The 13,894-nt window shown below is 40.7% G+C and carries 14 protein-coding genes; 11 read left to right on the forward strand and 3 right to left on the reverse strand.

What is annotated here, in order from left to right; translation table 11 throughout:
• Positions 1-53: 53 nt before the first annotated feature.
• The gene (locus QOL76_RS13595) at positions 54-641 is read left to right on the forward strand and encodes a DNA-3-methyladenine glycosylase I (RefSeq protein WP_283413517.1); all 588 of its coding nucleotides are present in this window, start codon (positions 54-56) and stop codon (positions 639-641) included.
• 2 nt (positions 642-643) lie between these two features.
• Here QOL76_RS13595 and QOL76_RS13600 read toward each other — a convergent pair whose 3' ends face one another.
• The 3 genes from QOL76_RS13600 to QOL76_RS13610 all read right to left on the reverse strand — a co-directional run bounded on the left by QOL76_RS13600 (position 644) and on the right by QOL76_RS13610 (position 4,717).
• On the reverse strand, positions 644-2,164 hold the full coding sequence (locus QOL76_RS13600) for a sodium:proton antiporter (protein WP_283413518.1): 1,521 nt from the start codon (positions 2,162-2,164) through the stop codon (positions 644-646).
• 181 nt (positions 2,165-2,345) lie between these two features.
• Complete coding sequence (locus tag QOL76_RS13605; RefSeq protein ID WP_283413519.1) at positions 2,346-3,572, reverse strand: Glu/Leu/Phe/Val dehydrogenase dimerization domain-containing protein; 1,227 nt, start codon at positions 3,570-3,572, stop codon at positions 2,346-2,348.
• A 71-nt stretch (positions 3,573-3,643) separates the two neighbouring features.
• The gene (locus QOL76_RS13610; RefSeq protein ID WP_283413520.1) at positions 3,644-4,717 is read right to left on the reverse strand and encodes an anhydro-N-acetylmuramic acid kinase; all 1,074 of its coding nucleotides are present in this window, start codon (positions 4,715-4,717) and stop codon (positions 3,644-3,646) included.
• A gap of 104 nt (positions 4,718-4,821) precedes the next feature.
• On the opposite strand from QOL76_RS13610, the gene QOL76_RS13615 reads away from it, so the two are divergent.
• The 10 genes from QOL76_RS13615 to rsmI all read left to right on the forward strand — a co-directional run bounded on the left by QOL76_RS13615 (position 4,822) and on the right by rsmI (position 13,893).
• Positions 4,822-5,538, forward strand: coding sequence for a type III pantothenate kinase (locus tag QOL76_RS13615; RefSeq protein WP_283413521.1), 717 nt, complete (start codon positions 4,822-4,824; stop codon positions 5,536-5,538).
• Positions 5,528-6,811, forward strand: a complete 1,284-nt coding sequence (bamG, locus tag QOL76_RS13620) for a BamG family beta-barrel-assembly machinery protein (protein ID WP_283413522.1) — start codon at positions 5,528-5,530, stop codon at positions 6,809-6,811. The genes QOL76_RS13615 and bamG overlap by 11 nt, the downstream gene beginning before the upstream one ends.
• A 94-nt stretch (positions 6,812-6,905) precedes the next feature.
• Positions 6,906-8,207, forward strand: a complete 1,302-nt coding sequence (locus QOL76_RS13625; RefSeq protein ID WP_283413523.1) for a hypothetical protein — start codon at positions 6,906-6,908, stop codon at positions 8,205-8,207.
• An 83-nt stretch (positions 8,208-8,290) separates the two neighbouring features.
• A complete protein-coding gene (gene lptC / locus QOL76_RS13630; RefSeq protein WP_283413524.1) occupies positions 8,291-8,833 on the forward strand; it encodes an LPS export ABC transporter periplasmic protein LptC in 543 nt (180 codons plus the stop codon).
• 77 nt (positions 8,834-8,910) lie between these two features.
• A complete protein-coding gene (locus QOL76_RS13635; RefSeq protein ID WP_283413525.1) occupies positions 8,911-9,120 on the forward strand; it encodes a hypothetical protein in 210 nt (69 codons plus the stop codon).
• A 2-nt stretch (positions 9,121-9,122) separates the two neighbouring features.
• Complete coding sequence (locus QOL76_RS13640; protein WP_283413526.1) at positions 9,123-10,403, forward strand: hemolysin family protein; 1,281 nt, start codon at positions 9,123-9,125, stop codon at positions 10,401-10,403.
• 84 nt (positions 10,404-10,487) lie between these two features.
• Positions 10,488-12,599 carry a peptidylprolyl isomerase gene (locus QOL76_RS13645; RefSeq protein ID WP_283413527.1) on the forward strand — a complete coding sequence of 704 codons (2,112 nt, stop codon included), beginning with the start codon at positions 10,488-10,490 and terminating at the stop codon, positions 12,597-12,599.
• 89 nt (positions 12,600-12,688) lie between these two features.
• The gene (locus QOL76_RS13650) at positions 12,689-12,958 is read left to right on the forward strand and encodes a DUF493 family protein (RefSeq protein ID WP_283413528.1); all 270 of its coding nucleotides are present in this window, start codon (positions 12,689-12,691) and stop codon (positions 12,956-12,958) included.
• Positions 12,959-12,970: 12 nt separating this feature from the next.
• The gene (locus tag QOL76_RS13655) at positions 12,971-13,204 is read left to right on the forward strand and encodes a 4a-hydroxytetrahydrobiopterin dehydratase (RefSeq protein ID WP_283413529.1); all 234 of its coding nucleotides are present in this window, start codon (positions 12,971-12,973) and stop codon (positions 13,202-13,204) included.
• The gene (gene rsmI / locus QOL76_RS13660; protein WP_283413530.1) at positions 13,201-13,893 is read left to right on the forward strand and encodes a 16S rRNA (cytidine(1402)-2'-O)-methyltransferase; all 693 of its coding nucleotides are present in this window, start codon (positions 13,201-13,203) and stop codon (positions 13,891-13,893) included. Before QOL76_RS13655 ends, rsmI begins: the two co-directional genes overlap by 4 nt.
• Position 13,894 lies beyond the last annotated feature (1 nt).

A 13,894-nucleotide genomic window follows, 5' to 3' on the forward strand; every position in this document is an offset into this window, starting at 1 on the left:
TCTGCTTCCTTATCCCAATTCTTCCTTATTTTTATTCTTTAACAACAGACTAAATGAAAAATACCTTTCAAGTTTCTGATCAAAAAACTCGCTGTCCTTGGTGTCTTGGATTCGAAGAATACGTTGCGTACCACGATACTGAATGGGGCGTTCCAGTATGGGATGATCGTGTTCACTTCGAGTTTTTGATTCTGGAATCTGCTCAGGCTGGCTTGAGTTGGGCTACGATTTTGAAGAAGAGAGAAGGCTATCGCAAAGCTTTTGCAGACTTTGACTACAAAGTTGTTGCGGAATTTCCTGAGAGTTATGTGCAGGAGTTACTGCAAGATCCGAGCATTGTCAGAAACGTGTTGAAGATCCGAGCGGCTATCAATAATGCCAAATGCTTCATGGAAGTACAGCAGGAATTTGGCTCTTTCTCCAAGTACATCTGGGGATTTGTTGGAGGAAAGCCAATTCAAAATCGCCTATCCTCCATGAGCGAGGCTCAAGCCACCACCAAAGAATCTGACTTGCTTGCGAAAGACTTGAAGAAACGTGGATTCAAATTTCTGGGAAGTACAACAGTCTACGCACACATGCAGGCAACAGGCTTATTTAATGACCATTTGGAGTCTTGCTTCCGATTTGAAGAGGTTTGATTTTATACAAAAGCAAAGAATACCAACCAAACTAGAATTAGAATCGGTAATAAAATGGGTAAGGAGAACCGGATAATGTATCCAAAGAAGGAAGGCATTTTAACACCATTTTGCTCTGCAATGGACTTCACCATAAAGTTTGGACCATTTCCTATATAGGTCATCGCTCCGAAGAATACGGAGGCAATTGCAATTGCCATTAATTCAAAGGCAGAATCATGATAACCATCCGCCGCAAACTGGCGAACTTCTTCAATATTACTGATAGAAGCTCCTTTGGAGGCCATCGCTGCTGCAAGGAAGTTGAGGTAGGTAGGGGCATTGTCTAGGAAGCCAGAAAGAACTCCCGTTCCCCAATAAAGCGTGTTGTGCGTAATCATAGCTGCGCCTTCGGGAGATTTTGCAAAGGTGCCTACTAGCTCCAGTGCTGGCATCATGGTACCAAATATTCCTACGAAAATAAATGCAACTTCCCGGATAGGCTCAAAATTGAACTCATTGCCTTTGATGGCTCGCTGATCTGCGAATCGGTATGACAGGAAGGCAACACTTAGCATGATAATTTCTCGGATATAGGAGAATTTTTGACCGTCATACACTATAGCAGGAACGCCGTCTATCACATTAGGGTCTAGGAATACTGAGCAAATGATAATAAATAACCAGCCGAAATTCTTAACTCCAATTAAAGAAAGCTTATTCGAATAAGTAGTTTCTTCGAGTTCAGTATCGTCAGATGCCCTTCCAAATTTTTTATCAATAAAGTAAAAAGCAGCGGCTAGTACGATCAATGCAAAAACCCAAGCTGGCCAGTTATGCTCTAAAGTCCAAAAGAAAGGAATGCCTTTCAAGAATCCCAAGAATAGCGGAGGATCACCGATTGGAGTGAGGGACCCACCAATATTACTTACCATAAAAATGAAGAATATGATGTGGTATGCTTGGATATTCCCTTTGTTTAATCTAATAAATGGTCGAATCAAAAGCATGGAAGCTCCGGTAGTTCCGATCAGATTGGAAATCAAGGCTCCGATTACCAGCAAAGTTAGGTTTGCTAATGGTGTTGCCTTTTTATCAATCTCAATGAGAATACCTCCAGACGCAATATATAGCGAAGCCAGTAATGCAATAAACTGAATATATTCGGCTAGCGCATGGACAGGTGCATGGACATTTCCTAGGATAAATAAATAGTAGAAAACGACCAATAGCGCAAATCCTATAGCAATTTTAGGATAATTGTGGTGCCAAAAATGCTCATAAAACAAAGGTCCTGTGGCAATCATCAGTAGTAGTGCCACGAAAGGGATGACTAGCCAAATGGGAGCGGTATGGTGATTTTCTTCCCCATTTTCGTCAATACCTTCTCCATGAACATCTGCATGTGCTGCATCTACATGATCGGCCTGAGCTAGGTAAACCTTCTCAGTGTCACTATTTTGGGCGTAGGCGTACTGCTTGTCTAGCCCGCCTAAAAATAATATTCCGAAAAGTATGGTGAAACTAAAGATAAAATTCTTCATTAGGCGTAATGGGTATGCTGGGTGTTCTTTTCGGTTAATTTAAGCAAATAATTAATTGTTGTTGTCCAACTGTGGCTTCTGCTAAACTACAGATTTTGGCTGACACAGCACAATCAAAACATTCCATCCTGATGGAATTAATCAAAAATTAACTCCATCAGGGCAAAAGAAAAGAATGATTTTACACGAGTTGTGCTAAAGCTATGCTAAAGGAGCTTTCTGCTAGTTTGACTTTTCCAGGATTTTTTGAATTTACCTTCAAAAGCGCTTTTTCAATTGTCTTGCTGACATCTGTAAATATGGCTTTGTCGGTGACTTCTGCATTATCAGTCATTAAGTATGCAAATACTCTCGCCATACCACAATTTGCAATGAAATCAGGAATAACAGAAACACGCTGATCAGTCCAAACGCCTATAGGCCCAAAGAAAATCTCAGGGTCCGCAAAAGGAACGTTTGCTCCACAAGATATAACTTCCAGACCGGCATTGACCATTCGCTCCGCTTGGTCCTGGGTGATCAGCCTGGAAGAGGCTGCCGGAATAAAGATTTCACTTTCTAAATCCCAGATTTTTTCATTGATTTCTTCGAAAGAAAGTTGATTTTCCGCTACCAGTTTGTTTCCATTTCTATTCAGAAAAAGCTCACGTACCTCATCGAGAGAATATCCTTCCTTGTTGATTACGCCTCCATCTCTGTCTATTATACCAACTATTTTCACTCCTTCGACAGCTAGAAAGCAGGCAGCTGCCGCTCCCACATTGCCCCAACCTTGGATGACAGCACGTTTTCCTTTGATACTTCCTCCCCAAATGGTATAATAATGTTTTACAGCTTCGGCCACGCCAAAACCTGTAATCATATCAGCTACCGTATATTTCTTTGTTCCATTGGGAGTAAAATCGGGGTCCTCTAGTACTTTTGAAACTCCCTGTCTCAATTGGCCGATTTTTCTGATTTTCTCAGGTTCTGTAGCGTGGTAGTGACCATTTACTACACCTTCCTGAGGGTGCCACAATCCATAGGATTCGGTGATTGGAATGACTTCATGAATTTCGTCCACATTTAGGTCGCCACCTGTCCCGTAATAACTTTTTAACAAAGGAATGACAGCTTTGTACCAACGTCTCAGGACCTCATCTTTGCGTGGATCATTTGGATCGAAGTTGATTCCTGATTTTGCACCACCGATAGCGGGACCTGAGACGGTAAATTTCACCTCCATGGTTTTGGCAAGGGATTCTACTTCTCGTTTATCTAGGCCTTTTCTCATTCGTGTGCCGCCGCCAGCAGCTCCGCCTCGAAGAGAATTTATTACCACCCAGCCTTCTGCTTCTGATTCGCTGTCGCTCCATTCAAAAGTGATTTCCGGCTGTTTGTTTTCAAATTTTTTAAGTAATTCCTGCATGTGATTTGGGTTTATATCAAGGCAAAAATAGAAAAATAAACCAGTGTTGTCCTATGAAGTCTGACGGGCGGTTAACCATAAATTACTCCTCCGCAAGAGTCAGTTATTGCTCCAGTGACAGAACCCAAGCAGTTGTTTTCATTGCGGAGACGCAATACTCCTAAAAATCCAAAAATCAATGCTTCCTTAAATTCTATAAGTTCTGGCGAAGCAAAAGTATGAACCCATTTATTATCAAGCTGTTTCGCTAGACATTCTATGAAAAATGAATTATACGCACCTCCCCCAGTAATCAGGACAGAAGGCTGATCAGTATGTTGGTAAAATTTGATGACTTTGGCGATTTGAACTGCATAATGCTCTACAAGAGTTCGCAGAATATCTTTTTCTGAGAGTCCGCTAGAACTTATTAGTGGGATGAAATCATTTTCCAAATCCTCCCTACCCAAAGACTTTGCTTTTGATTTTGAATAATATGGAAGGGAATTCAAAGCCTCAAATAGGGTCATATTCAGACGACCTTCCTTTGCCCACGCTCCATCTTTATCATACTCAGCACCTAATTTTTTTGCCTCAGAATTTAGCAACAGATTAAAAGGGCAAGTATCAAAAGCGATTCGTTTGCCTGAGGTATCCATGCTAATATTTGCTATGCCTCCCAGGTTGATACAAAAATTGCTAGAGGTGAAAAGCAATCTATCTCCAACGGGAACCAAAGGCGCTCCCTGTCCACCAAGTTGGACATCTTTCATCCTAAAATCATTAATTACGCGCTGTCCCGAAGCATGATGTAGTGCCCAGCCATTCCCGATTTGTAGACTGAGCTGACTTGATGGCTGGTGAAATACCGTGTGACCGTGAGAGCAAACAGCCATGGGTTTAATTTGCTTTTCGTCACAATATTGCTTGACTTTTTCTCCCATCCACTTACCAAAGCTTACATCAAGAAGTGCCAAGTCCAACGCTGAGAGTTTGTGGCAATTCATGAGCTTAGACCCTAGGTCAGCTGGAAATGGAATCGTTATCGCGTCCAAAATCTCGTAAGACCACTGATGATGAAGTTCATAGCTACAATAGGCTATATCTAATCCATCTCCGGAAGTACCAGACATCAATCCGATCATGGTGTATTGTGTAGGACTCATGGGTTAAAGTTTGTTAAGTACCAACTAGCCCAAAGATAATTTAACATGTATAAAAGGCAGTACTTTTTTTGAATGGCTATTTTGCAGACTATTAATTAACCTGCATGACTAATCTCATCATAGATATCGGTAATACACGAATCAAATCAGCACTCTTTGAAGGGGGAAAGTTGATGGAGGAAGAAGTGTTTGACCTATTGGAAAATGCATTAATCTATTGGGATTCAGTGTCATTCGTTCATTGTCTAATCAGTTCTGTTAGGTGGAATCAAGTCGAATTGCAGCAACTAATACCCTTCCAATTTTCATTTTTAAGCCCTGAAACCAAATTGCCAATTACGAATGCATACGGAACTCCGGCAAGCTTAGGCTTAGACAGAATAGCTGGAGCAATAGGAGCATGGGCAATGCGGGGTAAAGGACCTGTTCTCGCAATAGACTTAGGAACTTGTATTACTTTTGATCTTATCGATGAAAGAAACTCGTATCTGGGTGGAGCCATCAGTCCTGGTCTCGGGATGCGTGCCAGAGCCATGAAGGATCAAACAGCGAGATTGCCCTTAGTTGATCTTAAATATAAGCCTAGTGAATTAATCGGCGACAATACCATATCCTGTATGCAAATCGGAGTTTGGTACGGAGTTGAGTTTGAAATACGAGGGCAAATAGAAGCTTACACTAAAAAATTTCCAGAAATTGAGGTCTTTGTTAGCGGTGGAGACGCCCAATCTTTTGATTCATTGGCAAAAGACCTCATATTTGTAGTCCCAAATTTGGTCCTATACGGATTGAATTCTATTCTAAACCACAATGTTGAGTAAAATCAAATTGCAATTGCTGGGTGTACTATGCACCCTTTTCTTATTTACAGAAGCACAGGCTCAGTCCAGTGCGTCTACTTATAGTGCGCTAGGTATCGGTGAATTTAACTATTCAGGTCTTACCAATAATCAAGCAATGGGGGGACTTGGCATAAGTTACGGTACTCCATGGAATCCGAACACAGTAAACCCAGCTCTTTCTACCAAAAATACAATTTTCAATTTCGAAGCGGCGCTGAATTACAAAAGGATCGCTGCTGACAACGGTTCGGAAACCTCTGATGTAGATGGAGGTGGACTGTCATATATTGCTTTTTCACTCCCAGTGAAAGTAAACAAGTTTACAGTTGGCTTAGGCTTAAATCAAATCACCAGTGTGAACTACCGATTACTGATAGAAAGTACTGTTGCAAATTCAGATGTGAGAGCTCTGAATTCTATTGAAGGTGATGGTGGTATTTCTGAGGCTTACTTAAGTTTAGGGATGGTGGTTGCAAAGAATTTGAGTCTTGGCTTGCAAGGATCATATCTTTTTGGGTCAACAATTCGCACGGATCAATTGGCACTTTTTAGTGATGAAGGAGTTCCGGTCGGGAATGTCACAGAATATTATGAAAGATTAACAGTTAGCGATGTGGGTATCAAAGCGGGTGCATATTACTTCATTCCTTTGAACACAAAGAGCAGATTACATTTGGGTGCCATTTATCAGCATTTAGGAGATGTTAATGGAAAAGCCTTTGCCAAGCTCGCTGCATTTGGCCAAGCTAGCGATCCGGATTCGGATGGAGACTTGATTGCTAACGACGAGCCGGGAAGCATTTATATCCCTAATCGCTACGGATTCGGGGTTTCTTATGAGAAAAACAACAAATTTGTAATCGGATTGGAAGGACAATATCAGGACTTTAAAAAGTTTAGATCTTTGCTGGATGATCCTCTGAGATTACAGGAAGCAATTAAGGTAGGCTTGGGATTCCAGTTTACACCTGATTATCTTAACGTAGATAATGCATTGAAAAGAGGTTCTTATCGAGTCGGTTTGGAATACCAACAGACTCCATATTATTTGAACGAGACAAATATTAATGACCTTGGCATTAACTTTGGAGCTTCACTTCCTGTAAATCAACTTTCGTTATTGAATTTCGCAGTGAAGGTAGGTCAGCGGGGAACCACTGATAATGGCCTGATCAAAGAGAGTTATGTGAACTTAACCTTAGGTTTATCCTTGAACGATAACAGTTGGTTCTTCAAACGAGTATTTGACTAATTAATTAACCAAACCATTCAATCAAAATGGTTAAATCCTGAACCTCGGATTTAGACATGAAGATTAAATTGTGCCGAATTAAACCATTATGAAAATGAAAATTAAATCTACAATCCTAGGGCTTACTGCCCTGCTTCTGGCCGGAATGGTCCAAGCTCAAGAAGGGTGGAATTTTCCGTCTGACCCAGCTCAAGAAGCAAAAGCAAGAGAATTAAACGCAGCCTACACTGATTATATGAATTCTGATCAGGTAATAGAAGCTACGCATCCACTGCACTGGTTGCTAGTTAATGTACCTGAGCTGAATGAGTCAATCTATCAGAATGGTATCAAAATTTATGATGAAGCATCGAAGATTACAACTGATGAGGCTCAGAAGAGAATTTACCAAGATTCTGTAATTACTCTTTTTAATAAAAGAGGTGAAATCTACGATAATGAGAAAAACTGGATAGAGAATAAAGCTTATTATGGCTATCAGTACTATAAAGGCGACAAAGATATGTTGGCTGGACCAATTGCTGATTTTGAAAAGGCAATGGAACTGAACGGTACTATCAACTATCAATTGACTGCTGCATATTTTGATTTAGTCTACAGAAACTATGCTTATCACCAAGCTTATACAGGTGAGGAGATTCTAGCTATTCATGACAAAATCAATAAAATGTTGGATGAAGCTGCTGCAGAAGGAACAGACGTTTCCAGTCAAAAGTCTACACTTGAGACATTATTAGTGGCTATGGAGTTGATCGATTGTGACTTCATCGAAAATACGTTGGGTCCAAAATTGATAGCTGATCCAACTAACGAAGTTCTTGCTGACCAAATTTTCAAGTATTCTGTACAGTATAAATGCTTTAATACTAATGCCTTCCTACAGGCATTAGAGATCAAGCATGCGAAAGAGCCTTCATTCTCTACTTCTCAAGTCATTGCGATGAGATATATGCAGGAAGATAATGCTGCTAAGGCAGAAGAAATGTGGAGTCAAGCATTGACCCTTGCTGAGAATGATACTCAGAAAGCAGAAGCTCAATTTGAATTAGCAAAAATCTACCTGAAGCAAGGCAAAAAGTCTGCTGCAAGAACTGCAGCAAGAGAAGCTGCTAATCTAGATTCATCTAGAACTTCAGACGTCTATACAATGATAGCTGGCATGTATATGAACTCTTTCAATGATTGTAAAGCAGGTAATAGCCGTGTGAAAGATTATTCAATCTATATCGCTGCTTATAATGCTTACCAAAGAGCGGGTGATTCTTCCGGAATGGCGAATGCTAGATCTAGATTCCCTTCTAAAGAAGAGTTGTTTACTGAAGGAATGCAGGCTGGTCAAACAATCAGCACTGGCTGTTGGATTGGTGAGACTGTCACATTAGCTACAAGAGATTAATATAAGAATAGAGATAAAAAGGCAGTCTTCGGGCTGCCTTTTTTCATTTATACACTAAAGCAAATTTCAAGTATCTTTGAGCCGTGAAATCCAGACTAATTTTCTTCTTTATTTGTGTACTTTCTATTACTAGCTCCTGCAGAGAGGATGTAGATGCATCTCTTTTACAGGAATATGAAGGTCCCATGAACATGAGTACTAATTTTCACTTGACACAGAGTGATTCAGCTATCGTTCGTTCTGAAATTAGAGCACCTAAGCAGTTGGAATTCGCGAATGGAAATATGGAGTTTCCTGATGGAATAGAAATTCAGATTTTTGAGAAAGATGGTCAATTGAGTACGACCTTGACTGCTGATCGAGGGTACTTATTTAAGCAGGAAAATATCTTCAAAGGTGAAGGAGACGTACAAGTTCACAACTTAGCTAAGGACCAAAAATTGCAGTCAGAAGAGCTTTTTTGGGAGCCAAACAAGAAAAAGATATACACTGAGAAATTTGTTAGGGTACAGGAGCGTAATACCTTTTTCTTTGGAACTGCATTGGAATCCGATGAGACTTTTACAAATTATTCCTTGAAAGATATCAGGGAAAGCAAGTTGGAATTGACCGACGATGGGCTTTAAATGAATTCTTTAGAAAGAAATTTCCTAGTAAATAAAACTGAACTTTGCTCCTTCAGTTTTCTTCAATACTATTCAACATGAAATTACTTGACGCATTAATATTATCGCTTTCGCTTGCACTGATGATTGTTGGCATCCACCAGACTATTACCCAAGGAGTAGGTGCATCGTATGCAATTTTTATGTTTGCGGTAGCCTTATTATTTTGGTTTCAGTACCGCAAAATGCAAAAACCCGATGAGCCTCCTACCTCTAAGAAAAAGACCAAACCCCGCAAAAAGCGCTAAGCATGGAAATTAGTTATTATTTGATTTATGTGATTATCACGCTTGCGATGTCTGCCTTTTTTTCAGGAATGGAAATCGCGTTTATCTCAGCGAATAAGCTTCAGATAGAACTTCAAAATAAGCAAGGAGATCTCACGGGTAAGATCTTGAGCGTATTTGTACAGCGTCCTGGGCAGTTCATCGGCACTACCCTGATGGGCAACACCATCATGTTGGTGCTCTATGGTATTTTCATGGCTTACTTGATGGAAGATCCGTTGAAAAATTTGTTAGATGGCTATGCTAACGATGCCATAATACTTATGCTGCAGACAGTGATCTCTACCATAGTTGTCCTCATCACTGCTGAGTTTTTGCCAAAAAGTCTTTTCATGCTGAATCCAAATAGCATGTTGAACTTTTTTTCACTGCCATTTTGGGTCATTTATATTCTGTTTTACCCTGTGGTATGGGCTGTGGTAGGCCTTTCCAGGTTTTTTATTACCAAAATTCTGAGATTAGAATACAGTGAAGACAAGCCTGTTTTTACGGTTACAGATCTCAATAGCTTTGTCCAAAATCATATTCATAAAGGAAAAGAGGAAGGACATGTGGAGATAGATACCAAGATTTTTGATAATGCGGTGGAATTCAAAACTGTACGAGTACGGGAATGTATGGTTCCACGTACAGATATCGTATCTGTGGAAGTAGATGATGCAATCGAGGAATTGAAGCAGGTATTTGAGGAAAGTGGACATTCTAAAGTCATCGTCTATCGGGAATCTATCGATGATGTGATTGGCTATTGCCACCAATTGGAGCTTTTCAAAAAGCCTAAAACCATTGAAGAAATCCTGACTCCTATCATTATTGCTCCAGAATCCGCCTTGGCTAATGAGTTACTCATACAGTTTATTCAAGAGAGAAAAAGCTTGGCTTTGGTAGTAGATGAGTTTGGAGGCACTTCAGGGATAGTTTCTATGGAAGATATTATTGAAGAGATTTTTGGGGAAATCGAGGATGAGTATGACTCAGATGATTTGATTGAGCAGAAAATTTCAGATCAGGAATATTTGCTTAGTGCACGCCATGAAATTGACTATCTCAATGATAAATATGGGTGGGAATTGCCGATAGGAGACTTTGAGACCCTATCCGGCCTGATTCTTTCGCTTACAGAGAACCTTCCAAAGAAAGGGGAATCTGTAACTTTTGAAGCGTATAATTTCACGGTGGTGACTAAGCAAGAGCATAGAATAGAGACGGTTCGCCTCAAAATAAATAGCTCTGGAATTTTCTAGTTAAGAGTTTGATTCAGAATATATTTTGAATTTCGTTAGTAATGCTCTTATTTTGCGACTCTCTAAAAAAGCGTAGTAACAATAATGGCGTTAATTAAACAAATTAGACAACGAACTGGTCTGATGATCGGCGTAATTGCCGGCGGATTGATTTTATTCCTCCTAGGAGGAGATCTATTAAGCCCAAATTCCTCTCTTCTAGGCTCAAGTCAGAACATAGTGGGTGAGATTGCTGGTGAAGATATTACTTACGAAGAGTATATCGCCCGCGTGGAAGAATTTAAAATTGCTAATCAGCAGCGTACTGGAAGAGTTCCTTCTGAAGTAGAATTGTATTCTATCAGAGAGCAAGCTTGGCAGTCTATGATTGTGGAGCGCGTGTTCAAAGAAGAATATGAGAAATTAGGCTTGACTATTTCTGATGCTGAATTAGTTGATATGGTTCAGGGAAAAAACATCGTTCCGGAATTGCGTCAGCAATTGGTAAATCCGCAGACAGGTCAGTTTGACAAAAGTCAATTGGTGGCTTTCCTACAATCTTTGGAAACAGCAGATCCTGCGCAGCAGGCTTATTGGAATCAACAAGAGCGGCTTTTTGCTGACTCAAGATTGAGAATCAAATATGACAATATGCTCGCTACTTCTGAGTTTGCAACTGAAGCTGAGGCTAAAGAAGAATACAAAGCAGCGAACACTATTGCAGACGCTTCTATTCTTTTCGTTCCTTTCTATGCAGTTCCTGATGCAGATATTACGGTTTCTGAAAGTGAAATGCAGGCATATTTGACTAAGAATAAAAGCAAGTTTAACGCTGGAAATGCAGCTAGCATCGAGTATGTAACATTTAGCATTCAGCCAAGTGGAACTGATTCAGCAGAAGTTATTTCTCAGATTCAAGAATTGACTGAGGAGTTAAAAACTACCGAGAACGATTCGCTTTTCGCGTTGAGAAACTCTGAAGGACAAATGCCATTTTTGACGGTAAGACCAGGTGATGAGCTTCCAATCAATTTGACTAATAACGTTTCTGATATTCAAGCAGGCCAGACCTATGGTCCGTTTATCACTGCTAACTCCACTTACGTTTCCTATAAGATCTCTGATCAATACGAAGGAACCCCAAGATTGAGAGCGTCCCATATCCTATTCAGTACAGAAGGAATGGACGATACGTCCAAAGCCGCTGTGGAGGCACAAGCTCAAACAGTTCTTTCACAGCTGAAATCCGATGGAAACTTTGAAGTTGCTGCTAGACAATACGGGCAGGATGGAACCGCTCAGACTGGCGGAGACCTAGGATGGTTTGCGAAGGCTGATTTTGTGACTGAATTTGCTGATGCTGCCTATGCTGCAAAAGCTCCTGGTATTCTTCCGAACCTAGTAGAGACAGAATACGGCTACCACATCATCAAGGTGACTGAAATGCCTAAGACTACTTATACCAAAGTGGCCACAGTAGAATTAGAATTGGTAGCTAGTGATGCCACTAGAAACGAAGCTTTCAGAAATGCGGATTCCTTTGCTGCGAATGCAGGAAACAGAAATGAGTTCACAGAAAATGCTACGACTGAAAATTACAGAATTCTACAGGCTAACAATGTAGATGCAAGCGCGAGAAACATTAACAATCTTCAAAATGCTAGAGAAGTGATTCGTTGGGCATTTACAGATGGTACTTCTACAGGTGAGGTTTCTGACGTTTTTGAGCTAGACAATGCATACATAGTTGCTACTCTTGTGAGTAAGAGAGGCGAAGGCGACTTGCAGCTCGCTGATGTAAAAGAACAAGTAGAAGCTCAGGTGAGAAATGAGAAAAAAGCTGAAGCCATCAAAGAAAAGCTTGCTGGTAAAACTTCATTGGAAGATATGAAAGCCGTATTCCCTGAAGCTGCTTCTCTAAACGAAATTCCTGATTTGAAATTGAGTGCCAATGTAATTCCAGGAGTAGGATTTGCTCCACGTGCGATCGGCGCAATCTTCGGGATAGAGCAAGGTAAAATTACCCAACCAATTCGTGAGGATGTAGGTGTGATCGTAGGTAAACTGAATGCATTGACTCCAGCGGCTGAAATAGGTGACTATTCTGCTTACCAAGGTCAATTGACTCAAAATGCGTCACAACGTACGACATATTCCGTTATGATGGCTCTGCAAGATCTAGCAGGCGTCAAGGACTATAGATATAAATTCTTTTAAAAAAGAAAGAAACTAGATACGGAACCCATGCCATTCAGCATGGGTTCTTTGTTTATATTCGACACGTAATTTGCCTAGCGCGTACTATTATGGACAAAAAGAAATTCGATAAAGAAAACTTTAAAGAGAAATTGGAAGCTAGTGGAGAATTTCCTCAGCTTTATATGTTTAAATTTATAGTTCCTAATGGAAAGGAAAATGAAGTAGCAGCCCTTTTTCCAAAACATGAAGTGTCAACAAAAGCAAGTTCTGGAGGGAAATACGTAAGCGCCACTATCCAGGCAATGATGAAAGACCCCGATCAGATAATTAAGATCTATGAAGAAGCTGCCGAAATAGAAGGATTAATCTCACTCTAAACTCATTCGATTATGTGGAAAGAAGAAGATAACAAGCTTAAAAAAACATTCAAATTCAAAGATTTCCAGGAAGCTTTTGGCTTTATGACCCGCGTAGCATTTTTGGCGGAGGCTTCGCAGCATCATCCTAATTGGAGCAATGTTTACAATACCGTCGAAATCGAACTGACTACGCACGACTCAGGAAATAAAGTGACAAAAAAGGATCATGATCTGGCAAAAGCCATAGATGGGCTAAATGCATGAGTGAAAATTCCCCAAACCTATATTTAGTACCTACGCCAATTGGTAACCTGAAAGATATCACCCTTCGGGCAATTGAGGTATTGAAAACGGCCGATGTGATCCTGGCAGAGGATACACGTACCAGCGGCCAATTGCTAAAGCATCTGGAGATCTCACGTCCACTTCAGAGCTACCATATTTTCAACGAACACAAGACTGTCGAGAAGCTCGTAGAGCGCATGAATCGCGGTGAGGTCTTCGCGTTGATCAGCGATGCCGGAACTCCTGCTATTTCGGATCCAGGATTTCTTTTAGTCAGAGAAGTACTCGCTGCAGGGTTGGATGTGCAGTGCCTTCCTGGTGCTACAGCATTCGTACCGGCTTTGGTAAATAGTGGATTGCCAAATGACCGTTTTGTATTCGAAGGATTTTTGCCTCACAAAAAAGGACGAAAAACCAGAATTGATGGACTAATCGAAGAAGTAAGAACCATCATCTTTTATGAGTCCCCCCATCGCCTCCTTAAAACGCTAGGGCAGCTTGCTGAGGCTTTTGGAGCCGAGAGGCAGGCTTGCGTATCCCGTGAGCTCACTAAGCTGCACGAGGAGAATGTTAGAGGCACCTTAGCCGAGTTAATTGAATATTATGAGACCAACACCTTAAAAGGCGAAATCGTCCTTACAGTGGCAGGTAAGAATCCCAAATCCTGAT

Source organism: Algoriphagus winogradskyi, assembly GCF_900182815.1.
Lineage (GTDB): Bacteria > Bacteroidota > Bacteroidia > Cytophagales > Cyclobacteriaceae > Algoriphagus > Algoriphagus winogradskyi.

Bases quoted from the DNA above. Each gene is read 5' to 3' on its own strand.
- QOL76_RS13595 (WP_283413517.1), top strand. From the start codon at position 54: ATGAAAAATACCTTTCAAGTTTCTGATCAAAAAACTCGCTGTCCTTGG.
- QOL76_RS13600 (WP_283413518.1), bottom strand. From the start codon at position 2,164: ATGAAGAATTTTATCTTTAGTTTCACCATACTTTTCGGAATATTATTT.
- QOL76_RS13605 (WP_283413519.1), bottom strand. From the start codon at position 3,572: ATGCAGGAATTACTTAAAAAATTTGAAAACAAACAGCCGGAAATCACT.
- QOL76_RS13610 (WP_283413520.1), bottom strand. From the start codon at position 4,717: ATGAGTCCTACACAATACACCATGATCGGATTGATGTCTGGTACTTCC.
- QOL76_RS13615 (WP_283413521.1), top strand. From the start codon at position 4,822: ATGACTAATCTCATCATAGATATCGGTAATACACGAATCAAATCAGCA.
- bamG (WP_283413522.1), top strand. From the start codon at position 5,528: ATGTTGAGTAAAATCAAATTGCAATTGCTGGGTGTACTATGCACCCTT.
- QOL76_RS13625 (WP_283413523.1), top strand. From the start codon at position 6,906: ATGAAAATTAAATCTACAATCCTAGGGCTTACTGCCCTGCTTCTGGCC.
- QOL76_RS13635 (WP_283413525.1), top strand. From the start codon at position 8,911: ATGAAATTACTTGACGCATTAATATTATCGCTTTCGCTTGCACTGATG.
- QOL76_RS13640 (WP_283413526.1), top strand. From the start codon at position 9,123: ATGGAAATTAGTTATTATTTGATTTATGTGATTATCACGCTTGCGATG.
- QOL76_RS13645 (WP_283413527.1), top strand. From the start codon at position 10,488: ATGGCGTTAATTAAACAAATTAGACAACGAACTGGTCTGATGATCGGC.
- QOL76_RS13650 (WP_283413528.1), top strand. From the start codon at position 12,689: ATGGACAAAAAGAAATTCGATAAAGAAAACTTTAAAGAGAAATTGGAA.
- QOL76_RS13655 (WP_283413529.1), top strand. From the start codon at position 12,971: ATGTGGAAAGAAGAAGATAACAAGCTTAAAAAAACATTCAAATTCAAA.
- rsmI (WP_283413530.1), top strand. From the start codon at position 13,201: ATGAGTGAAAATTCCCCAAACCTATATTTAGTACCTACGCCAATTGGT.